Origin of the sequence: Bdellovibrio bacteriovorus, from assembly GCF_041888015.1 — a bacterium.
Taxonomy (GTDB): Bacteria; Bdellovibrionota; Bdellovibrionia; order Bdellovibrionales; family Bdellovibrionaceae; genus Bdellovibrio.
Genome location: NZ_CP168968.1, coordinates 3639239 through 3661004, shown reverse-complemented (window position 1 = coordinate 3661004; position 21766 = coordinate 3639239). Strand labels below are relative to the sequence as shown.

Genomic DNA, 21766 nt, shown 5'->3' with positions numbered 1-21766 from the left:
GTCCAGTAATACTGTTCAATTTTTTAAGACAAACGGATATTCATCTTTACGATGTTCGGCAGATGAAGCTGACTTGTCTTCCGGATTTTTCTTTGTCACGGCGATAGGAATGGAAGTCCTGATTTGTGACCGTATCAATGTGCAGATCAAAAAGGCGTTCTAAAGAAACTTCCTCTTGCTGCAACTGTGTTCGGACGATGCTGTTTAAATCCACCAGAGATTTATTGTTTTCCAAAGAAGAGAAATAAAGAGCTCTTTCTTGCGGACTGAGTGGTCCCAGACTTGTCAGAATCTGATCGCGAACATCGTTGCCCACTTCAAAACTGTTCTTTTGAATATGTGGACCGATGATCACGTCCAGCTCGGAAGCGACAGCTCCTTTTTCGACAAGTGCTTGCACTGTCTTGGGGATAATTCTGTTGGCAACCCCGCGCCACCCAGCGTGGGCCCCGGCGATCAATCCTGTCGTGTGGTGATAGAAAAGCACCGGCACACAATCAGCAGTGATCACACACAGGGCTAGATCCTTAGTCGTGCTGAAGTGGGAATCTGCAATTATTTGATAGTCTTGAGAATTGTCCGGACTTTCCACTACGGCATCGCTGTGGATTTGTTTCAGGCGAACAGTGTGAAATTGAGGATAGGCTTTTTGAATATCTGCGTAAGTGGCCGAGGCATTTCCAAAGAAAGCGGTGATATAGGGTGTTCGTAACTCATAACCCAGTGGAGTTTGAGTCAGATTCATATCAAACCCCACTTTTTAAGAAGGATTTGAATTTCTTCCGGCCAGTCTTTTTGGAAGAACATTCTTTCGCCGGTGCGGGGATGTGTGAAACCCAGTTCGGCGGCATGAAGCAGGAAGCGGGAAAGTTGTCGGACGTCTTCTTGTGATCCGCGCGCTTCGATGCCCTTGATCTTGCGATCTGCACCGTAAAGAACATCTCCAGCAATAGGCAATCCGCTTTCAGACATATGCACACGGATCTGATGGGTGCGGCCGGTCTCAAGTTTCAGCTTCATATAACTGAAGCCGCCTTTTCTTTGCAGAACTTCATAGTGAGTGACGGCCCATTTACCGATTTCAGGAGCCTCGTCCTGATTGGTGATCGGCTTGCGGTCTTCACCCAAAACAGATGCATATCTTTTGCGATCCACTGGATGGCGAGCCAGGAAGCTTTTTACATTCCCGCTTAAGACACGGGCAGTTCCCAGGCAGACGGCGTAATAGATTCTATGTGTACTGCGCTCTTTAAACTGGGAGGTCAGAGATTCATGGGCCTTGTCATTTTTCGCGATGACAATCACGCCGCTGGTTTCTTTGTCCAGGCGATGAACAATGCCCGGGCGTTCTTCACCAAACTTCATGGATAGATCATCAGTGTGGGCGATCAGCGCATTTACCAAGGTGTCATGGGCGTGACCGGCTGCCGGGTGAACCACCAGGCCTGCGGGCTTATTAATAACGATCAGATCCTCGTCCTCAAACAGAACATCAAGCTTCAAATCATAAGGCTGAAGTTCCGTGGGCGCTGGTTCGGGAAGTTGAATTTCAATCAGGTCGTTTTCTTTGACAGCAACAGAGGCTTTGGCTGGTTTGCCATTCAGTAGAACTGCGGAAGACTCCAAAAGATGAGCTGCACGGGAGCGAGTGCCCACTTCTTCAATAAGGGCCATTGCTTTATCAAGGCGCAGCCCATTCATCTCTGCAGTGGCAGTGACTTTAATGGTCGTTGTCGCGGTCTTATTTTCCAAGATTGTTCTTGAAGCTCTTCATGTAAGAGTCTGCGACTTTTTTCTCGTCAAGACCCAGGGCTTTGGCAATTTGAACCACATAACCGCGTACAAAAACGATGACGGGCAGATTTCCGGCATCCATATTTTCCACAGCAGTGACGTAGTAGGAATTGATCTTTGTGATCTCACTCATTTTGGAGACAGTGATTTGCTTGTATTCGCGAACCTTTTTGATGAATTCGCCATCCCACTCAGTGCGGGCGGCCACTTCTTTTTCAAAGGCTTCGTCTTTCTGATAGACCGGAGTTGTTTTTTCAACTTTGGGCTCAGGGAAGACTTGTTTGCTGGCTTCCAGGATGGAGGCATAGGTCAGATCATTCAAAGAAGATCTGCCGCTCAAAAGGCGTTGGTCATAAATGGTTCTAAGGATCTTGTTACCCAGAACTTGATAAGCTTCTTCGATCACCACAAGAAGCTCACGAGCCTCTTGTTCAGAGAAAATAGTGTAGATCGCAGGATTGTCGCCAGAATAAGTGGCACGAGCACGCTCATACGCCGTCGTCACCTCGTGTTGAGGAGCGTTGGCCGTTAGCTCTAGAACTTCATAATAATTGTATCGAGACGTCGCTTGCATCGTAGCTATTATACTACGGCGCGAAGCTCCTCAGGTGCAATAAGTTGTTTGCAGGTTGCCAAAAATTGTCCTGCAAGCGGAGTAAAGGGTTGGGCCACAAGAACGTGTTCTCTCACACGCACGGACTGCCACACTGCATTGTCATAATCGATGGAGCCCGCGTAGTCGATGCCCAAATCATAGTACTTGTTACAAACACTTTTCATTGAGAAACCAAGCTCTTCATTGGCCTGATTACGGGAAGAGTTCACGATCAAACGCACAGGCGTTGATGAAAGTGCCTCAAAGAAATCGTAATGAATACCCGAGGCATCCTTCAGATAAGAGCGGAAAGAAAATGGTTTTTCCAATGTTCTTTGGCGATGATTGCGCAAAGTGGAGATCATGCTGCCATAGGCATCCGGGGTTGCGCTGGCTTTTAGGGAATAGCAAACGAAGGATTCAATAAAACGATAGGTTTTCTCGATGCTGGTTGGTTCCGGAGTTGTGATCAGGAATTTTTCGTCTGCGGCTTTGAAAAGCTCCAAGTGAGCCTCTAAAGCGCCAGCGCCCATATCAACAATGACATAGTCAGCGCGCAGATTTTTCAGTTCCGGAATCAGATTCTGAATTTGATTGTATGAAAAGTCAGTCGGAGTCCAGGAATCCCAGAAACCTTGAACGTAAGAAAGATGTGGGAATGGAGTCGGGATCACCAGCTCTTGCAGAGTTTTAGCACCTTCAAAGTAATGACGAATGTTCATGTGAGAAGGCGGCAGGCCCAACACCGTATGAACGTTGGAACCGCTAAGATCCAGGTCCACAATCGCCACTGAATGTCCAAGTTTCGAAAGAGTGATGCCCAAGCTGGTTGAAACAAAGGTTTTTCCCACTCCGCCTTTACCAGAGGCAACAACCCATAGCTTTGTGTCTTGTTCTTTGTTTGCGCGAGAAGTTTTAAAGTCCAATACAGCCTGATCCATGGATGCATCCTCTTATTGCTATTTCAGTGGGGTGATAAGAATCCCTTTTTTTGTCTCTTCGGCTTCAGAGGCGCGAATATAAAGAGGAATAAACGATTTCCAGTCCAAAGTTTGACCACTTTGTACTCTTTTTTCCGCCATCAGTCCCAATGTGGAAGCTAATGGATAGTCTGGAATATCGGGATTTCTGTGCATCAGACTGCGCAAGGCTTCGGGGAAGTACTCGTTGTAAGCCTCCCAGCCATCGCCGACGACCAGGACCTCCTGCTGGATATGCTGGGACAAATCGCGAACTGGGATGGCGGCCGGACCTTTCAGGTAACGAGGCTCTGGACCACTCATATCGAAAAGTCCCAGGTACACCATGTTTTTGTAAGCATTGATGATGGATAAGACGGGCTTGTCAGATCCGCGGGCCTTTTCTGCCAAAAGCACCAAAGAATCAATTGTCACCATGGGCTTATTGAAGCTGTAGGCAAAAGTTTTCCCGGCATTGGCGGCGACACGAATACCAGTAAAACTGCCCGGGCCTTGTCCCACGGCAAAAGCGTCGATGTCTTCAAGGCGAAGACCAGCTTTGGTCAGACAATGTTCGGTGAAAGGACTGATGATTTCGCTATGGGTTTTCTGGCGCAGAGTTGTTTCTTCTGCAATCACTTTTCCATCAACAATAACCGCAACACCGCCGACAGCGGTGCTGGTTTCCATAGCTAGTATTTTCATAATCCCAGTAAACGTGTGAAGTCGTTAAACAGAGCAAATATCATAAGACTCATCAAGATGGCCAGACCCACTTGCTGTGCGATCTCCATTTTTCTGATGCTTAACGGCGCTCCTTTGACCAGTTCGATCACATAGAACACCAGATGACCACCATCCAGCACCGGAACCGGAAGCAAATTCAGAATGAACAGATTCACAGAGATAATCGCCATCATTTGCAGGAACTGAGTAATGCCAATTTTGAATGTTTCGCTCGCAGCCTGGCCGATGGAGATCACACCACCAATATTTTTTGGAGAAATCTTAGCCTGGAACAAACGCACGAAGCTCATCACTGTCATGACAGAGACTTCCCAGGTTTTTTCCGTGCCGCGAATCAACGCATCCACCGGATTGGAAGAACGCAACGTCATCAGTTCGGGCATGGCGATATTGGCCATGGGTGAAATGCCGATGGTGTAGCGCTTTTCTTCCGCGCCCGCCGCGGTCATCTGTTTGGTCATTTTCGGAGTGATTTCCAGATCAATGGTCTTTCCATCACGTACGACAGACAATGCGACAGGCTTTTGGCCGTCGAAGGATTTGATGTTGTTCAGAACATCTTCCCACTTTTGCAAAGTCACCTGATTGATTTTCACCAAACGATCACCAGGGCGAAGACCCGCAGCTTGCGCGGGGGAGCCTTCCAGTACGCGTGCCAGATAAAGTTCAGAACTTTCCAGCCCCAGACTTTGCAAAGAGAATGTTTTAATGGAAGCCAAAGGCGCCATTGTGATCGTGATTGCTTTTGCTGTCTTATCACCTTCACGTTGACCCAATACTTCCAAGGTCAAAGGCTCTTGCGCATTCACTTTGGCTAGAGTGGAATCCAACTGTCTCCAGTAGGAAACCTTCGCGCCGTTGATGCTGGTGATGCTGTCACCTGTGCGCAGCCCCAAAGCATGCAGGGGAGAAGTTTCAAAGACCCCCACAGTTGTGCCCGTAGAATAAGGAGAGATCCCTTCCACGTTGGCGATATAATCATAGCTGGAAAGCACATTGGGATTGGCTTCCGGTTTTGCTGTGACGGAAATCGCTGCCGATTCGCCTGTATTTTCACGTTTTACATCCACATCCAGATGCAGATCGTGACTTTCTTTCAGGCTGAGCGCGCGCTGAACATCTTCCCAAGTTGTGATGGGTTTTTGATTGATAGTGACAATCTGGTCCCCAGAACGGAAACCTGCTGCGTAAGCCGGAGAGTTCGCAGCCACATCACCCAAGACCGGAGTTTTTGCATCCTCGCCAATCAGGGCAACGACAAAGAAGACCAGAATCGCAAAGAAGAAGTTCATCAAAGGACCGGCCAGAACGATAGCAATACGCTGCCATACGTTTTTGTGCGTGAAAGACACTTTTTTGTCTTCTTCAGAAATGCCTTCGCCGTTTTGTTCGCCGAACATTTTCACATACCCACCCAGTGGGATCAGAGAAAGGGCGTAAGTGGTGTCTCCGCGTTTGTAAGTCAGAAGTTTTTTACCAAAACCCAGACTGAAAACTTCAACACGTACACCGCACCAACGCGCGACCAGGAAGTGACCTAACTCGTGAACAAAAATAAGGATTCCGAGTAGGATGACAAAGGGAACGATTGCGGAAAGGCCTGACTGTAAGTAAGAGAAAATATCCATTCCCCCATTCTAAAGGGAGGCCGGGAATAAGGGGTAGAAAATTAAGGGTTTTCTTCCCCGCGGCTCGACGTTTCTCTTAGGACAAAAGATGAGAGAGAATCAGAACTCCTGCCAAAACAACAGGACTTGCGAACAGGACGCCATCGACTCGATCTAAGACGCCACCATGACCCGGCATGATTTTGCCGGAATCCTTCACGTCGGCGACACGTTTAAGCAAAGATTCGAAGAAGTCTCCGAACTGGCCAACAAAACCGGAAAGGCCGCCCAAGACCAGGAACATAGGAAGTCTGTGTTCTGGGAACAGGAACAACCAGCAAATCAAACCGGCGACCACGGAACCAATGATGCCACCGATAGAACCCTGCCAGGATTTTTTAGGAGAAACAGACGGCATGATTTTGGTTTTGCCAAACAGCACACCAAATACATAAGCCATCGTGTCGCCTGCAAAAACAACAGCCAACAGAAAAATAAACCAGGAAAGACCATAGGACTGATCCAGCAAGCGGAAAGCAAACGACGGCAAAAGTCCCATATAGAACAGCCCCAAAGCGGACTTCGCGTGGAAGGACGCCATGAACTCCAGATTGCCTTCTTTATGGGAAGTCAAAAGCACGGCAATGATCATAACGATAGTGGCGATTGCATAGATGATGGAGCCAGTGCTCAGTGATGTGATGGAGGCTGCGAAGACCAGTAAGGTCATCGCCATGAAAAGAAACTTCAGAAACACGGATTTTTCACGGTGGAAAAGAATACCCATCAGTTCCCAGGTGCCGACAACGACGATAAAGCCGACAGCGATTTTTAGGCCATTGATTCCCATCGAAACATAAAGTCCGACAATAAGGGCCAGGGCAATAAGGGCCGAGACGGCTCTAGTTAGAAAGCTTTTCCACGTTGTCATTTGCTGAGACCTTGCCGAAACGGCGTTGTCTCATTGCGAAGGCTTGCAAAGCTTCGTCAAGGTGAGACTCGGTGAAGTTAGGCCACAGAGTTTCGGTAAAATAAAACTCTGAGTAGGCAGCTTGCCACAACAGGAAGTTCGAAAGTCGTTGTTCGCCACTGGTACGAATAATGAGATCCGGATCTGGTGTCGGGAAAGTGCTCAGGGATGAATTGATCATGGATTCGTCGATTTCTGACGGAGACAATTCCCCGGCAGCGACTTTTTCCGCCAATTCGCGGACAGCCTGAGTGATTTCCTGGCGAGAGCCATAGCTCAATGCAAAGACAAGATTTAAACCTGTGCATTGAGCTGTGGCTTCGATGGATTTTTCAATGGCATTGGCAACATCCAGAGGAATGCGGGACAAATCCCCGATCACTGAGAAGCGGATGTTTTCTTTCACCAGATTGTCAGTTTCACGCTTTAGATAGCGGCGCAGGATCAGCATCAGCAGGCTGACTTCATCCTGAGGGCGGAACCAGTTTTCAGTGCTGAAGGCGTAAAGGGTCAGATTCTTGATCCCACGGCGTGAACACGCCGTGATGATCTTTTTGGCAACGCGAGTTCCCTTGATGTGGCCGAACGTGCGCGGACGACGCTTGAGCTGAGCCCAGCGCCCGTTTCCGTCCATAATAATAGCAACATGCTTTGGTAAACTCACGTAGGGTCCTGAAGATTAGATCGTCAAGATCGCTTTTTCTTTTTCGTCAGCAACTTGATCCACTTTTTTAATGAAATCGTCAGTTACTTTTTGGATGTCTGCTTCGGCTTTTTTGCCTTCGTCTTCGCTGACAGCTTTGTCTTTTTGAAGTTTTTTAACTTCATCGTTGGCATCACGACGAGCCATACGAACTGCCACGCGTGCTTCTTCAGCAATCTTTTTAACTTGTTTTGCCAGGTCTTTACGGCGCTCTTCAGTCAAATCAGGAACTTTCAAGCGGATCACTTTACCGTCGTTCATTGGAGCCATGCCCAATTCAGACTTGATGATAGCTTGTTCAATATCTTTAAGAATAGCCACTTCCCAAGGTGCAATTAGGAAAGATTTTGCATCTGGAGTGGAAATAGATGCCACCTGTGACAGTGGGGATGGAGTTCCGTAGTAATTTACACGGATGCCGTCCAACATGGAAACCTGAGCACGGCCTGTGCGAACTTTTTTAAGTTCTTCAGACAAAGCATTCAGACTTTTTTCCATTTTAGCTTGTGCGTTCTTTTTAACATCAGCGATTGCCATAGTTGTCTCCTTAATCCGTTTTCACGTCTTGTGGGCGCGATTAATGTACCAGTGTACCGATGACTTCACCTTGAACTGCTTTCAGAATGTTTCCAGGCTGAGTCAGGTCAAACGTGATAATAGGAAGTTTGTTGTCCATACACATGCTGATCGCCGTGGAGTCCATCACCTGAAGTCCGCGGTTCAACACGTCGATGTAGCTGATCTTGTCGAATTTCTTCGCGTCAGCGTGTTTAGCAGGGTCTTTGTCGTAGATACCGTCCACTTTAGTTGCCTTCATGATCACCTGAGCATTGATCTCCATGGCACGAAGGGAAGCCGCTGTATCAGTAGTGAAGAACGGATTTCCGGTGCCTGCGCCGAAGATCACGAGACGGCCTTTTTCAAGGTGGCGGATGGCTTTACGACGAATATAAGGTTCCGCGATTTCAGCCATTTCGATGGCAGTCTGAACGCGGGTGGGAACGCCTTGTTTTTCCAAAGCGTCCTGAAGAGCCAGAGCATTGATACATGTCGCAAGCATACCCATGTAGTCAGCACTTGCGCGATCCATGCCCTCAGCAGAAGCGGCAACACCACGATAGATGTTACCGCCACCGATTACCAGACCGATTTGAACGCCTGCTTTGTAAGCCTCTGCCACGTCCTGCGCAATCTGTGTGATTGTCGCAGTATTGATACCAGTCCCTTGCTTTCCAGCCAGGGCTTCACCACTTAGTTTTAGCAAAATACGCTTATAAACAGGCTCTTTCAAACTAGTGTCCTTTCATCTGAGCAGCAACTTCAGCTGCGAAGTCGTTGGATTTCTTTTCGATACCAGCGCCCAATTCGAAACGTGCGAAACGCTTCACGGACACATCGGCACCAACTTGTTTGCCAACTTCTTTAGCCAGGTCAGAGATTTTCAAGTCTGGGTTTTTAACGAATGGTTGATCAACCAAGCAGTTTTCAGCCAAGAACTTGCGGATTTGACCTTCAACGATCTTTTCGATCATTTCTGGTTTTTTGCCGGACTCAAGGTTTTTCGCTGTCAGGATTTCTTTTTCCTTAGCTACAACTTCAGCTGGGATTTCAGCAGAAGAAATAGCCATTGGGTTCATCGCAGCGATGTGCAATGCAACGTCTTGAGCGAAAGTTTTCAACGCTGGGTTGTTTGTTGCTTCTGGTTTGGAAGCAGCAACTTCGATCATAACGCCGATTTTGCCTTCGCCGTGGATGTAAGTGTGAACCACTGTGTTCGCAGTAGCTACGTACTTCTCAAAACGGCGGATAACCAGGTTTTCACCGATAGTCGCGATAGCTTCTTTCAACATGTCGCCAACTTTTTTAGTCGGGTTTTTGTGGAAAGCTTGCTCCAGGATGTCGCCGGCAGCGTTTACTGCATTCAACATGTGGTGAGCAACATCAAGAACCAAACCTTTGAAGCCTTCGTTACGAGCAACGAAGTCAGTTTCAGAGTTGATTTCAAGGATAACTGCAGTATCGCCAGATGTTTGAGCGAAGACAGTACCTTCAGCAGCAACACGGTCAGCTTTTTTAGCGGCAGAGGAAAGACCTTTTACGCGCAACCATTCAACAGCGGCTTCGAAATCACCTGCAGTTGCTTCAAGCGCTTTTTTGCAATCCATCATACCGGCGCTGGTTTTTTCTCTAAGTTCTTTTACAAGAGTAGCGGAAATAGACATTAGGAAGACTCCTTAGTTTTTTTGTTTCCCGGTGGCCGGGATCAACAAGATAAATTAAGTTTTAATACATGAAGGACAAAAGAAAGGGTGGCTGGGCCACCCTTCTTCGCGAGGTCTGAGATTACTCTGCAGACTCGTCCGTGTTTTGCTCAAGCTCAGCTTGGATCTCAACTTCTTCTGCTGTACCAGCAGCAACAAGTTTACGAGATTTAGTAGCTTTAACAACTGCTGGGCCAGCAGCTTTTTTAGGAGCTTCTTTTGCGCCAGCTTTTGGAGCGCCACGACGTTTAGGAGCTTCTTCTTTACCTTCTGATTTTGCTTCTTTAGCAATGTCAGATTGTTTGTCAGTCATTGTGCGAAGTTTACCTTCCCACTCTTTAGCACCTTCAAGGTAAGCTTCAGCGATCAAGTTAGCGAACAATTTGATAGAACGGATCGCATCGTCGTTTCCTGGGATAGCGTACTCAACAGACTCTGGATCAGAGTTTGTATCAGCGATAGCAACAACTGGGATGCCCAAGCGTTTTGCTTCAGCAACGGCGATGTGTTCTTTAGGAAGATCTACTACGAACATCGCAGAAGGCATTTCCTTCATATCACGGATACCAGACAAGAAATCAGTCAAGCGAAGGTATTCTTTTTCAAGCTTCGCGCGCTCTTTCTTAGTAAGGTAGTTGAATTCGCCTTTTTCTTTCATTGTGTCGATTTTGCGAAGACGATCGATAGAAGATTTGATCGTTTCGAAGTTCGTCATCATTCCACCCAACCAACGCTTAGTTACGTAGTACTGACCGCATTTTGCAGCAGCTTCTTGGATTGGTTCGATAGCTTGCTTTTTAGTTCCAACGAAGATCAAACGACCACCGTTAGCAGCGATTTCTTTTACGAATTCAGCAGCTTTGTTAGCGCGTACAACAGTCTTTTGAAGGTCAATGATATGGATACCTCCGCGAGCTGTGTAAACATAAGGTTTCATTTTTGGGTTCCAACGCTGAGTTTGATGTCCGAAGTGGACGCCAGCGTCTAACATTTCTTTCATGGTCACTTGTGCCATGGCAGTACTTCCTTTCTGGTTAATCGTCCTCGCAGGTAGAGCCAGCTTTTTTTGTTTCGCCGGAAGACCCCCTTTTTCAGTACTTGGGGGACCAGTTAATGCCTGTGAGTGCTTATTGTTGGACTCTCGGGATATCACAGGGCGCCATTGACCGCAAGCAGTCTTTGCAGAACCTTTTTGAGACGCTTTTGTTACAAATCCCAGCCGTCATTAAATATTGTTTAGATGCATTGAATCAATGCCGATAGGTTAGGGTAGAAATCCCTAATAATGAACGTAAGCGGTGGGAAATGAAACAATCAGAAGGTGAACGCAATCACCCCGAAGTGCAAAAAATCTTCGAGCAGCAATCCCGGGAGACGAATATCAGAGTCGATCGGGGTTTTTCGATTCTTCTTTTAATTCAATGGGTTGCATCTATAGTTGTCGGCATCTTGGTGACCCCCTCGACGTGGGTCGGGTCGTTCAGCGGGGCGATTGAAAATGCCCTGGTGGGGCTGATTTTCGGGGGACTGTTCAGCTTGCCGGCCGTCTACTGTGTTCATGTCTTTCCCGGAGAGCGGTTTACCCGCTACTTGGTGGCCGCCTCACAGATGTTCTTCTCTGTCCTCTTTATTTACCTGGCCGGGGGGAGGATAGAGTCCCACTTCCACGTGTTCGTCTCCCTGGCAGCCCTGGCATTTTATAAAGATGTAGGGGTTTTGGGTCTGGCCTCATTTATCGTGATTGCCGACCATATCTTGCGCGGATGCCTGCTGCCTCTGTCGCTTTACGGTCAGGAAGAGCACGCTCAATGGCGGTGGATTGAGCACACCATGTGGATCATCCTTGCTGACATCATTCTCATCATAGGTATCGAACGCACTCGATTTGAACTGCAGGAAGTGGCCCACTCCAAGTTTCAGTTGATGAAAGCCCGAGAAGAAGCCTTGCAGTTATCCTCTATAAAATCCACTTTCCTCAGCAACATGAGCCATGAAATCCGCACTCCTTTAAACAGTATTATTGGCTTTGCCGACATTCTTCGGGATACGCCGCTGGATGATGAACAACAAGGCTATGTCGGAACCATTCACCGTTGCTCGGATTCTCTTTTACATCTGATCAACGATGTTCTGGATATTTCAAAGATCGAAAATGGTCTGCTGCAGATTGATCGGCATCGCTTCGATATCAAGGAACTCCACAAAGATATCCACAGAATTTTTGCGGCGAAATGCCAGGAAAAAGGTCTGCAGTTGAGGGTCGATGTGGATGAGAGCATTCCGCACTTCGCCCTGGGAGATTCTCATCGTCTGCGACAGGTTCTAATGAATCTGGTTGGGAATGCTGTGAAGTTCACGGATCAGGGCTCCGTTCATGTCAGTTTGCACCGGGACCCTGTCGTGGAATCACGCTATCACTGGGCAGTTCGTGATACGGGCCGGGGAATCAGAAAAGAAAATATGGGTAAGCTTTTCCGAAGCTTTGCTCAGGAAGATGCCAGTGTGTCGCGGACTCACGGGGGGTCGGGCTTGGGATTGATGATTTGTAAAAATCTGGTGGAGCTGATGGGTGGAAATATCGTGGTGGACAGCAAACTGGGCGAGGGTACGGTCTTTTCCTTCACGCTGCCTTTAGACGAGGTATAAAAAAAGCCCGAAGTTTTGTCTTCGGGCTTTTGATTTTATCATTTCAATTTTTCTTACAAGGCGGCTTCTGTCACAGGTTCTTCTGTCATAGCGGGAACCTCCTCGGTCGCTTCCACTTTGAAACCCAAAGAAGCCACGATCATTTCAGCCTGCAATAAAGAGCCGATCAGGTTCTTTTGATCGTGGACTGTTGCAGAGGCGATCCACAGGTTTTCCAGCTCTGGCATCGTCATGTTTGCACTCAATTTGATATCGCCATTTCCAGCGATGATCGGAGCGACAAAGATTCTTTCTAATTTCAGATTTTCCAAAGCTTCCGGGTAAGCGCGCTTGATCTGGCGTTTGATTTTTTTCAACGCCATACCCACAACCTCGCTGTCTTCAGTGACTTCCTGTTCGATGAAGGTCATCCACTGGGACGCTTGAAGAGTTTCGCCTTCCACTTCCACGGGTGCATGGAACTTACCGACGCAAGGACCGATTTCATCCTGAGTTGTGCCGTTCAGAACGTGCATCGCCGAGGATTCAGTCACAGCTTTGGCGTGGCAGATATCCAGACACAAAGCCGTCCAGTAAGTGTTCTTAGCCAGCTTTGTGCGTGCGCGGATAGAGATCGCATCTTCCGGAAGAAGCAATGCCAGATCCTTTACGGTGCCGGCAAAAATGAAATTCTGCGCATGCAAAGTTTTGGAACCATTGATGGTGATATGACTGACGCGCTCGCCTTCCTGGTGGAACTTGGTCACGTAAGAACGGGGCATGAAGTCGCCCTGGAATTTTTCAAACAGCATTTGAGTCCACTGGAAGGGCTCTGCCGCCAGATTCAGGCGCTTGCTGTTGGTGAAATAGCTGAACTCTTCATAGAATGCCGGTGGAGTGTCGCCGAAGCCAAGGAAGGTTTTGAAGTTCCCGCCCTCGTAAGTGATCGGGGATTCTTCAGAGGCATCCTGAACAACTTCAACATTGATCAGGTTGGACAGAAAGCGCAGGGCTTTTTCAGCAGAAACAGAGTCGGGAGCAAAGCGCAGGCCATTGTTCATCGGACCTGTTGGGAAGTTCACCTTCTTGTTCACGCCAAATGGAACATCGGCGGCTTCGATAAGCGCGATGTTCTTTGTTTCACGGCTAAGTGCCGCTGCGATGCTAAGTCCTGTAAGTCCACTGCCAATAATTGCGTAATCGTAGATATGAGCCATGCATTAACCTTCCTCAAAAGGAAGACTCTTTGCAAGCGTCAAACAGACGAAATATTAGCTAACGCATTTAATCAAAGCGCGGAGAGCGGCTCTGACTGAGGGTTTGAGCCAAGCATGCTTATCGAGTAGGCATGCAATATGAGGAGAGTACCGATAGTAAGCGGCAATAAACTTTCTGCCCCAAGTGTGATTGCGCAGTTTCATGTCGCGGAAAGCACGCAAAGTCATCACCTCACTGGAGCGCGGATCTTCAAAGGCTGCCGTCGCAATAAAGCAACGGGGGCGCTCCTTGTCCGACATCTTCAGGAACTGTTTTACGATCTGAGGGTTCTTGGCCGTTTTCTGGAAGGATTCGGCCTTGCGAATGATATCAGGATAGATCGGAGTGAATTGAATGAACATGGAAAGCTGTTTGGCTGCTTTCATCATGCGATCCTGATATTTTTCGTGAGTATCATAGATACGCATCAGGTCCCAATAGACTGAAGCCACCACAGTCAGTTCTGTAGTGCGCGCACTTTCTTTGAACGCTTCGGGTTTCAGGATTTCGCCTTTTTTGATATCGAAAACAATATCCAGAATTTTCAGATACTTTTCATAGGAAATGGCAGCTTCGGAATAAAGCTTTTGGGTCATGCACATGCGGGCTTTTTTAATCAGCATCACACGGCTTTTCCAGAGTTGCAGACGATGCTGTTCGCGCGCGCGTTCTTGTTGCATCAGCACGCCGCCGCTGCTGGTGGCTAGAGTGCGCTTCAGGTCAGAGATACAACCTGCGCACACCTGCGGAGGCAAATTGCTTTCGCCAGCGGCTTGAAGCTTGCCAATAAGCTCCGGGTCCACGGGGTGCAATTCAGTAACTTGTATTCCGCATCGAGGGCATTGAATCATTGATCGGTCCTTAACCTAAGATTTTAGGTTAAGGCATGGTCTTAAAGCAAACTCATTGGATCAATATCGATTAATATTTTAATCCCGGACGGGACCCACTCTTGATCTCCGAGCAATTGTCTTGAAAAGGGATTGGCGGCGGCGGCCTGAGTGCTCTTAATAAGCAGATGATAGCGGAACTGGCCTCTTAATTTTGAGAGCGCAGCCTCTGCTGGACCCAGGACCTCAATAGCTCCGTACTGCTGCGGAAACTGAGCTTTTAAAGCATGTGCTCTTCTAGCTAAAAGTCGGGCTGTCTCTTCCACAATTCCAAGTTTAGTTCCTTGAATGCGGAAGCTTACCAGGCGTCCCATCGGGGGGTAATTAAGTGCGCCACGAATTTCCAGTTCGTGCGCGGCAAAGCCCTCGAAGTCATGAGTCTTTGCATAGGTGATGCTGTCGTGTTCAGTATTGAAGGTTTGAATGATGACAAGCCCCGGGCTTTCACCCTCTTGTATGTGTCGTCCGGCACGGCCGCTCATCTGAGTGATTAGTTGAAAGCTTCGTTCGGTGGCGCGGAAATCCGGAAGATTAAAGCCCACATCAGCCAGCACCAGTCCGACCAGTTTCAATTTTGGAAAATCCAGTCCCTTGGCGATCATCTGTGTTCCCACCAGAATGTCGATCTCACCAGATTCCATTTTGCCAATCAGATCTTCAAGGTCCGCACGACTTTGAATTTCATCGCGGTCGGCTCGTGCGATGGTCTTTCCTGGGAACAGGCGTGTCAGATCTGTTTCCAGCAGCTCTGTCCCCAGGCCGATGGCTTCCAGTTGTCCTTCTTGACAGTCGGGACACTTGGTCTTGAAGTTCTCGTGATAGTCACAATAGTGGCAAATCAGGTGTGAGTGCGCGTGCAACGTCAAAGAGATATCACAGTTCGGACACTCACGAGTATGACCACAGGATGGGCACACCACCATCTGTGCAATGCCACGGCGATTTAGGAATAGGGCCGCCTGATCACCGCGTGCCAGAACTTCATGCATTCGTTCGTAAAGTGTCGGACTAAGCCAGAACGGCAGATGAGAATATTTGGTGATCAGCTTTTGTTTTTCTTCGTCATCATCCTTCAGACGGCGCAGATCAATGACTTCGATGTCGGGAAGCGCACGATTGGCCACCCGGCGGGTCAGGCGGTGCAGGTGATACTTTCCTTCGATCGCGTTTTTCCAGGTTTCAAGGCTGGGGGTTGCCGAGCCCAGGACCACCGGACAATTCATCAGTTTCCCCAGCATCACGGCGGCGTCGCGGCCGTTGTACTTCAGCTTTTCATCCTGTTTGAAGCTGGGTTCGTGTTCCTCGTCGACGATAATCAAACCAAGATTGTCGATAGGGCAGAACAGAGCAGAGCGTGCTCCGATCAGAATGGACTTTCGGCCCTCGACAATGTCCCACCATTGATTGGTGCGTTCGCGATCTGTTAGTTGTGAGTGAAGAGCGGCAATCTTGTCGCCAAAGCGACGCGCAAAGCGCTGAATCAGTTGTGGTGTCAGGGAGATCTCTGGCACCAGAACAACGCCGCGCTTTCCTTCGGTCAGAACTTTATCCAGAAGTCGCAGATACACCTCTGTTTTTCCCGAGCCCGTGACCCCGAAAAGCAGATGCGTGGAAAATTGTGAATGTTGGGCGATGCTTTCAAAGCAGGATTTTTGCTCTGGAGTAAGATCCAGTGCCGAGTCGGCTTCCAACTGCGGAATCACAGGAGGGCGCTTGGACTGTCGTTGCTTTTCTGATTTTCGCAATGGAGGAAAGGCTGATGGCACAACTTGTCCCACAGGATGAAGATAATACTGTGCCAGCCACTCCAGCCATTTTACATAAGGCTCTGGCAGCGGGGCGTATTCTTCAACGATGGAATCAACTGCTTTGACTTCAAATTCAGGAACTTCGGTCGTGGGTCCCAGGATAAGACCATGAACCTTGCGTCCGCCTCGTCCCAGGGGAACTGTGACAAGTTGCCCTCTTTGTAAAGGCAGGTCCGAACTGTAAGTCAGAGCCTCTGGAAGAGGAGCGTCGGCCGCCACTCTCCACAGTTGCGCAGAACTCATCTAAACCTCTTGTAGAACTCCGTGACAACGTCTTTGGCAGGAAGAGCATTGATGCCATCCCATTTCAGATTCGTATCCAGAGATGATGGCTGGAACAAGGCCACCGCAGTTTGTGGGCGCGCCGAGGCGCTGATCAGACGAATAGTCGCGGTGTTGTTGCCCCAGCGAATTGTGCGAGAGCGGGGATAAGACAGACCACGCGCAAAGTTGTTATAGTTGTTGGCGCTCATCTCCACTTGCGATGGAAGACGCAGTTTTCTGACAACAAACTCGTCCTGCTGAATCCAGATCCCCGGAGATCCCGCCTCTTGATCTGCAGGAGTCGGAACGCCCAGGGCATAGTTGACCACGCCGCCGGTGCGAGAGAAGCGCACCCAGTTTTCTGGTTCATTTTTGATTTCATTGGCAGTCTTTGGCATCGGCTTTTTGTGGAAAGCATTTGTTGGGACAATTTTGAAATGCGCCAGAGTGTTGGCGAAGATTTCGGGGTTTCTCATGTTTAAGAAACGCTCCAGAAATTCTTCAGGAAGTTTTTCACCCTTTCTTTGGCCGTCGATCATGCTCCATTTTTGGCCGCCGTTATATAGGAACTGCAGCTTGAAAGAGCTTTGCAGGTCTTTGCCGCCGGTTACCGTCAGGCGCATGGTGCGATCACTGTCCACCAGCCAGGTTTCTTTGACCATGATGGTTTCTTCACCGCTGGTGAATTGAACTTCCTGCTCGATGGCGTAGATTCCAGAGCCTGCATTTTCGCTGGTTTTCTGCAGAATCGTGCGCGTTGGCAGAATGTAGGCCAAAGACAAAGCGGGACTCAGAAGGATTAAACCAAGTGTGGCAGCGATCTTTTTCATAAAAACCCCTTATTGCAGACGGCCTGCAAGATTGAGCAGGTAAGATGTGAGTTCTTTCTTTAGCTCCGGATTCTGCAATGCCAACTCGATATTGGCTTGCAGGTATCCCAGCTTGTCACCAGCATCATAGCGTTGTGCCGAGAACGTCATGGCATTCAAGCCATGCAAAGAGCAAAGCACCTTCATGCTGTCGGTCAGTTGGATCTCTCCGTTCAAAGTGGGCTTGGCATTTTTCAAAATATCCATGATCGCGTTGTCAAAGACATAGCGACCCGGCAAGGCCCATCGGCTGTTGGTTTCATGCGGTTTTGGTTTTTCCACCAAAGACGTGACCTTGAAGAATCCTGTGGATTTTTCCTCCACCTCCGCGATTCCATATTTGGAAACATCTTTTTCATCCACTTTCATAACAGAAATGGTGGAAGTGCCGGTTTCTTCAAAAGAGCTGACAAGCTGGGAGGTCACGTTGGCTTCGCCATGGAAGCCCATGGTGATTTCGTCACCCAGAAGAACAGCAAAAGGATCTTTGCCGACAATAGGCAGTCCACAAAGAACAGCATGCCCCAGGCCCATCGCCTGCTTCTGACGGATGCTGATGATGTTGGCGGAATCGCGAATGCGAGTCACTCGCTCCAGAAGTTTTTCTTTCCCGTCTTTGACCAGTTTGTCTTCCAGTTCGTACGAAGTATCGAAGAAATCCTCGATGGCATGCTTGCCACGACCGGCAATCAGAATGATGTCTTCAATGCCGGCTTGGACGGCTTCCTCGACGACGTAAAGAATGATAGGGGCATCGACGATGGTAAGCATCTCTTTAGGAACTGTCTTGGTGGCTGGAAGAAAGCGTGTTCCCAAGCCCGCCGCCGGAATAATGGCTTTTTTAACTTTTTGCATAGCTAATAAAATCTCAAACGTTTCATTTTAAGACAAGCCTTAACGAGGTCTGTCTCAATATGAAAAAGACTGCTGTTTTTCGCCAATCTGCCGAAAAGACAATGGTAGTCTAGTTATTGGGGGAGATTCCATGAAAGTGCGTTTTAAAAAGACAACCTGGCGTGCAGCGGGCGGAATTCTTGCCTCCTTCGTGCTGATAGTGTCCTTTCAAAACTGCGGTAAAGCGGGCTTCGACTCGGATCTAGATAGTGAAGCCGATGTGGGAATGTCTGACGCAGAGCTGGCGGCAAAGTATGGAGTGACGGACGGGGCTAAGGTCTCTGCCATTCCGTTCGCTTTTGATGCTGGTTTTGACACGATCACATATAATTCCTGCGCCGAAACCAGCATTCGTAATAATACTGCCTACTTCACTCTTAAGGCGGGGGCGTATTCTTCCGGCGGCATCAAGCTGAAGAATGAATTCTTTGATTATGCCGATTCCAACTTCAAACCTATTCATCCGGAAACCAGTCTGACGCAAAACCAGTATAAAGATTATTTGGCGGACTCTCCGGCAAACAACGGCGCTGTGGCGACGATGTCGATTCGCGACAGGAATAATCTTGCGAATGTCTATACAGGCACCGGCAAGTTGACCCTGTGGACGGATGTGATACCTCTGGTGGCGCCGCTGACGGATTCTTTGGTGATGGATGCTTTCTCGCAAAAAGGTGTGACTGCGAACTATTTCCCGTTTTCGCCTGAGTCGCGTGTGATGGAAGCCACGATGAGCATGAATGCCAACGAAAGTACGGCAGAAGTTTATCGCCAGACCTTTATGACGTCGGCGATTTTGAGTCTGACCTATATGGTGAACAATGGTGAAATTCACGAGGTTCGCTCACCAAGTTCGGCGATGCCTGTGAAGTCCGCCTATGGCAAAGGCTATTCGTTTGTATATTCCCAGGCTCCAGCCGCTGGGGCTGCTTCCAACAATCCCACCAACGTTTTGGCGGGTGTGACTGAATACGACTTACAGTCACCAACTCAGGTTATCAGAACCTGGAACTGCAATCGTAAATATAGAGTTGTGCGCAAAGAAGATGCGGCAACCCAGTGTCCAACAGGAAAGACTTACAGTGATATCGCCGCTGATTCTGCTTATGTCCGCGAGCTGGCCATTGCCCGCCGCCATTTGCGTGCCGACCAATGGGATGTGAATGTGCAGTATGGCTGTGTGGTTCCTCGTGGCGTATCCTGCTATAAGGAAGAATCTGTGAACGGTGCTCCTGTGGTTGAGTACGACCTTACCAAGTCCTGCTTCCGTGAAACGGGAAGCTATGGGGCTGGAGCGACTCCCAACAGTCGCTGTATGCACTGGGTGACAATCTGTACCCGCGACTAATTCTGAGCGACGCGTTTTTCCAGCATCGCCTCCATGTGCGACGGATAAGATTTAATGTACTTGATAGGGTCGACCATTCGACCCTTTTTCTTTACCGCAAAGTGCAGATGCGGTCGGGTGCAATAGCCTGTGCAGCCCACTTCGCCAATTCGTTCCCCTGCAGAAACCCGTAAGCCCTGACGAATTCTTTTATCGATGCGATGAAGGTGGTTGTAGGCCGTTTCCATGCCGTTGCTGTGCAAAAGCACGATGTAGTTTCCCGCGGCGTGATTGCGACCATAACGAACAACAGTGCCTTTACGGGGAGCGTACACGGGCTCACCCACGGGCAGCTCAAAATCAATTCCTAAATGTGGTTGCAGGCGTTTGGTGATCGGGTGAACCCGGTTGGGCTTAAAGCGACTGGCAATCTTGATGTAGTCCACCGGAGCATAGAATGGTTTTTCCTCCAATAGATCTGCCGCCGCAAAGAAAACGCCGCCACCTTTGGAATTTCGGACAAACTTTTTCTGAACTGCGATGCCATTGATGTTAAGGGAAGTCTTGAGAACTTCTCCATATTTCACAAACTGACCGGCATCATAAAGCTTTTCCACTTCCAGCCAGAACGAAGCTCCGCGGCTGACCGCCCGAGGCGCGATATCAAAGGCATAGGCATCCAAAAAGCGTGTTGCCACCCAGTTGCTGTTGATTTTCCCCAGGATGCTTCCCAGAACCGAGCCATAGATTTTACCTTCGACCCGGGCATAGTTGATCTTATAGGGTGGATTGTAAGGGATAGTCTGCACTTTGCCAGAGCTTTTGATAATTCGGAAAGCATCTGAAGTTTGGGAGTCGAACATGCGAAGTTCGATATCCTTTCCAGATCCGCGCACCAGATAGCGTGTGTCCAGGGTCAGGAATAGATTGCGCAGTTTTGCGCTGGAACCAACCACAGACTCGCGTTCGCTTTGAGAAAAGCCATGTTGGCGCATGATAGAGATAAGATTGTCGCCAAGACGCACAGGTTTAGCAGTAAAAGTGTTGGCCCCGGCGTTCGCCGATTGATAGGATGTGAATGCCAATACAAACGCACTCACGATACTTGCGAGGTGAAAAGTCATGCCCCATCCTTTGAGCTTAGTTAAACTTCCTGTTTTCTTCTGTTTTTATCTTATCGTGAACGCAGCCTCGGCCCAAGTTTATAATTCCTCGATTTCCGCAGCGACGGGTGGAACTGGACGTGCGGCTGTGGAAGCCGGGGATGCGTCGTTTCTGAATCCGGGAACTTTGGTGCACTTAAAAGGGCGCCAGCTCTTCTCTTCATTTGCCAAGGATCAGTTCGCGGTGAGTTTGAATGACAATACTCCGGAAAGCATGCTGCCAGCGGCGTTGGGGTTCGTTCAGAAAAAATCAGATGTGTCTTTGGGGCAGCTGGAAGAAAGTGATCTGACACTGAGTCTGGCGGAGTTTGCAACTGACAAGTGGGGAATGGGAATTACCGCTCATCATCGTGAACAAAAACTTCCGAACCAGGGCTACCGTCAGACGAATGCGGATATTGGTTTGATCTATACACCTCAGCCGCATATTGGCTGGGGTCTGGTGGCTTACAATATTTTCGGCGAAGACACGTCGGCTCCGAAAGAGCTGCGCCGTAAGACTTCTGTGGGGGCGGGTTTTAATTATATCTACAGAGGTACCGTCAGAATGCGTGCGGACGCCACTTCCGAGTCCGAATTCATGGCGGGGCTAGAGACTTATGTGAATAGATTTGTTATCAGCCGCTTGGGTTATATGAACAATACGGCCGATTCCAGGCAGTTGATTACGGCTGGATTGGGCTTTAAAGGCCCTAGATTCGCTTTGAACTATGCCTATGAAGGAAATCCTAAGGAGTCTGGGGATTACCGGCATTCAGTTGACTTGGGGATTCCATTTTGATAACTAACTCATTCCGTTAAAAACCTAGGGGAATAAAATGGCATCTAAAACACAAAAGACTGAATACATTCGCGAAAGAAAAAAGCGACTAGCGGTAAAAAGCGTAAAGCTGCTACTCGTACTAAGGGCACTACAAAATCTGCAAAAGTTCTTTTCAAAGACTAATTGCCTTAAGATTTTAAGTACTTAGATAAAAAGAAAGCCCAAGGAGACGTCCCTGGGCTTTTTTATTTCATGCACCTGAAGCGGCCC

At 48.6% G+C, this 21766-nt stretch carries 21 protein-coding genes; 3 read left to right on the top strand and 18 right to left on the bottom strand.

What is annotated here, in order from left to right; genetic code table 11:
* Positions 1-46: 46 nt before the first annotated feature.
* The 12 genes from ACES2G_RS17470 to rpsB form a co-directional block, all read right to left on the bottom strand.
* Positions 47-745, bottom strand: coding sequence for a polyphenol oxidase family protein (locus ACES2G_RS17470; protein WP_347355838.1), 699 nt, complete (start codon positions 743-745; stop codon positions 47-49).
* The gene (locus tag ACES2G_RS17465; protein ID WP_347355840.1) at positions 742-1752 is read right to left on the bottom strand and encodes an RluA family pseudouridine synthase; all 1011 of its coding nucleotides are present in this window, start codon (positions 1750-1752) and stop codon (positions 742-744) included. The genes ACES2G_RS17470 and ACES2G_RS17465 overlap by 4 nt, the downstream gene beginning before the upstream one ends.
* Complete coding sequence (locus ACES2G_RS17460; protein WP_347355842.1) at positions 1742-2368, bottom strand: helix-turn-helix domain-containing protein; 627 nt, start codon at positions 2366-2368, stop codon at positions 1742-1744. Before ACES2G_RS17460 ends, ACES2G_RS17465 begins: the two co-directional genes overlap by 11 nt.
* A gap of 8 nt (positions 2369-2376) precedes the next feature.
* Entirely contained in the window at positions 2377-3330 is a 954-nt protein-coding gene (locus tag ACES2G_RS17455; protein ID WP_347355844.1) for a P-loop NTPase, read from the bottom strand.
* Positions 3331-3348: 18 nt separating this feature from the next.
* Positions 3349-4053, bottom strand: a complete 705-nt coding sequence (gene tsaB / locus ACES2G_RS17450) for a tRNA (adenosine(37)-N6)-threonylcarbamoyltransferase complex dimerization subunit type 1 TsaB (RefSeq protein ID WP_347355846.1) — start codon at positions 4051-4053, stop codon at positions 3349-3351.
* Positions 4050-5723: an RIP metalloprotease RseP gene (gene rseP / locus ACES2G_RS17445; protein WP_347355848.1), complete on the bottom strand. Its 1674-nt coding sequence runs from the start codon at positions 5721-5723 to the stop codon at positions 4050-4052. Before rseP ends, tsaB begins: the two co-directional genes overlap by 4 nt.
* Positions 5724-5799: 76 nt before the next feature.
* Positions 5800-6633, bottom strand: a complete 834-nt coding sequence (locus ACES2G_RS17440) for a phosphatidate cytidylyltransferase (RefSeq protein ID WP_374000880.1) — start codon at positions 6631-6633, stop codon at positions 5800-5802.
* On the bottom strand, positions 6605-7336 hold the full coding sequence (locus ACES2G_RS17435; RefSeq protein WP_347355852.1) for an isoprenyl transferase: 732 nt from the start codon (positions 7334-7336) through the stop codon (positions 6605-6607). The genes ACES2G_RS17440 and ACES2G_RS17435 overlap by 29 nt, the downstream gene beginning before the upstream one ends.
* A gap of 15 nt (positions 7337-7351) precedes the next feature.
* Positions 7352-7912 (bottom strand): ribosome recycling factor, encoded by a 561-nt coding sequence (gene frr / locus ACES2G_RS17430; RefSeq protein ID WP_347355854.1) that lies wholly within the window; start codon positions 7910-7912, stop codon positions 7352-7354.
* A gap of 40 nt (positions 7913-7952) precedes the next feature.
* On the bottom strand, positions 7953-8666 hold the full coding sequence (gene pyrH, locus ACES2G_RS17425; RefSeq protein WP_347355856.1) for a UMP kinase: 714 nt from the start codon (positions 8664-8666) through the stop codon (positions 7953-7955).
* Between the two features lies 1 nt (position 8667).
* On the bottom strand, positions 8668-9597 hold the full coding sequence (gene tsf, locus ACES2G_RS17420) for a translation elongation factor Ts (RefSeq protein WP_374000879.1): 930 nt from the start codon (positions 9595-9597) through the stop codon (positions 8668-8670).
* 121 nt (positions 9598-9718) lie between these two features.
* On the bottom strand, positions 9719-10651 hold the full coding sequence (gene rpsB, locus ACES2G_RS17415) for a 30S ribosomal protein S2 (RefSeq protein ID WP_374000878.1): 933 nt from the start codon (positions 10649-10651) through the stop codon (positions 9719-9721).
* Between the two features lie 290 nt (positions 10652-10941).
* Between rpsB and ACES2G_RS17410 the strand changes: the two genes are divergently transcribed.
* Positions 10942-12282: an ATP-binding protein gene (locus ACES2G_RS17410; protein ID WP_347355860.1), complete on the top strand. Its 1341-nt coding sequence runs from the start codon at positions 10942-10944 to the stop codon at positions 12280-12282.
* A 53-nt stretch (positions 12283-12335) separates the two neighbouring features.
* Here the strand turns inward: ACES2G_RS17410 and ACES2G_RS17405 are convergent, their stop codons facing one another.
* The 5 genes from ACES2G_RS17405 to galU are packed head-to-tail and all read right to left on the bottom strand — an operon-like array spanning position 12336 to position 18204.
* Entirely contained in the window at positions 12336-13478 is a 1143-nt protein-coding gene (locus tag ACES2G_RS17405; RefSeq protein WP_347355861.1) for an FAD/NAD(P)-binding protein, read from the bottom strand.
* A 54-nt stretch (positions 13479-13532) separates the two neighbouring features.
* The gene (locus tag ACES2G_RS17400; protein WP_347355863.1) at positions 13533-14369 is read right to left on the bottom strand and encodes a CFI-box-CTERM domain-containing protein; all 837 of its coding nucleotides are present in this window, start codon (positions 14367-14369) and stop codon (positions 13533-13535) included.
* 41 nt (positions 14370-14410) lie between these two features.
* Positions 14411-16459: a primosomal protein N' gene (priA, locus tag ACES2G_RS17395; protein ID WP_347355865.1), complete on the bottom strand. Its 2049-nt coding sequence runs from the start codon at positions 16457-16459 to the stop codon at positions 14411-14413.
* Positions 16456-17310: a hypothetical protein gene (locus tag ACES2G_RS17390; RefSeq protein ID WP_347355867.1), complete on the bottom strand. Its 855-nt coding sequence runs from the start codon at positions 17308-17310 to the stop codon at positions 16456-16458. Before ACES2G_RS17390 ends, priA begins: the two co-directional genes overlap by 4 nt.
* 9 nt (positions 17311-17319) lie before the next feature.
* Positions 17320-18204: a UTP--glucose-1-phosphate uridylyltransferase GalU gene (gene galU, locus ACES2G_RS17385; RefSeq protein ID WP_347355869.1), complete on the bottom strand. Its 885-nt coding sequence runs from the start codon at positions 18202-18204 to the stop codon at positions 17320-17322.
* 130 nt (positions 18205-18334) lie between these two features.
* Between galU and ACES2G_RS17380 the strand changes: the two genes are divergently transcribed.
* The gene (locus ACES2G_RS17380) at positions 18335-19591 is read left to right on the top strand and encodes a hypothetical protein (RefSeq protein WP_347355871.1); all 1257 of its coding nucleotides are present in this window, start codon (positions 18335-18337) and stop codon (positions 19589-19591) included.
* Here the strand turns inward: ACES2G_RS17380 and ACES2G_RS17375 are convergent.
* A complete protein-coding gene (locus tag ACES2G_RS17375) occupies positions 19588-20694 on the bottom strand; it encodes a M23 family metallopeptidase (protein WP_374000876.1) in 1107 nt (368 codons plus the stop codon). The two genes, ACES2G_RS17380 and ACES2G_RS17375, sit on opposite strands and share 4 nt — an antisense overlap.
* Positions 20695-20704: 10 nt before the next feature.
* Between ACES2G_RS17375 and ACES2G_RS17370 the strand changes: the two genes are divergently transcribed.
* On the top strand, positions 20705-21514 hold the full coding sequence (locus ACES2G_RS17370) for a hypothetical protein (RefSeq protein WP_374000875.1): 810 nt from the start codon (positions 20705-20707) through the stop codon (positions 21512-21514).
* Positions 21515-21766: the final 252 nt, after the last annotated feature.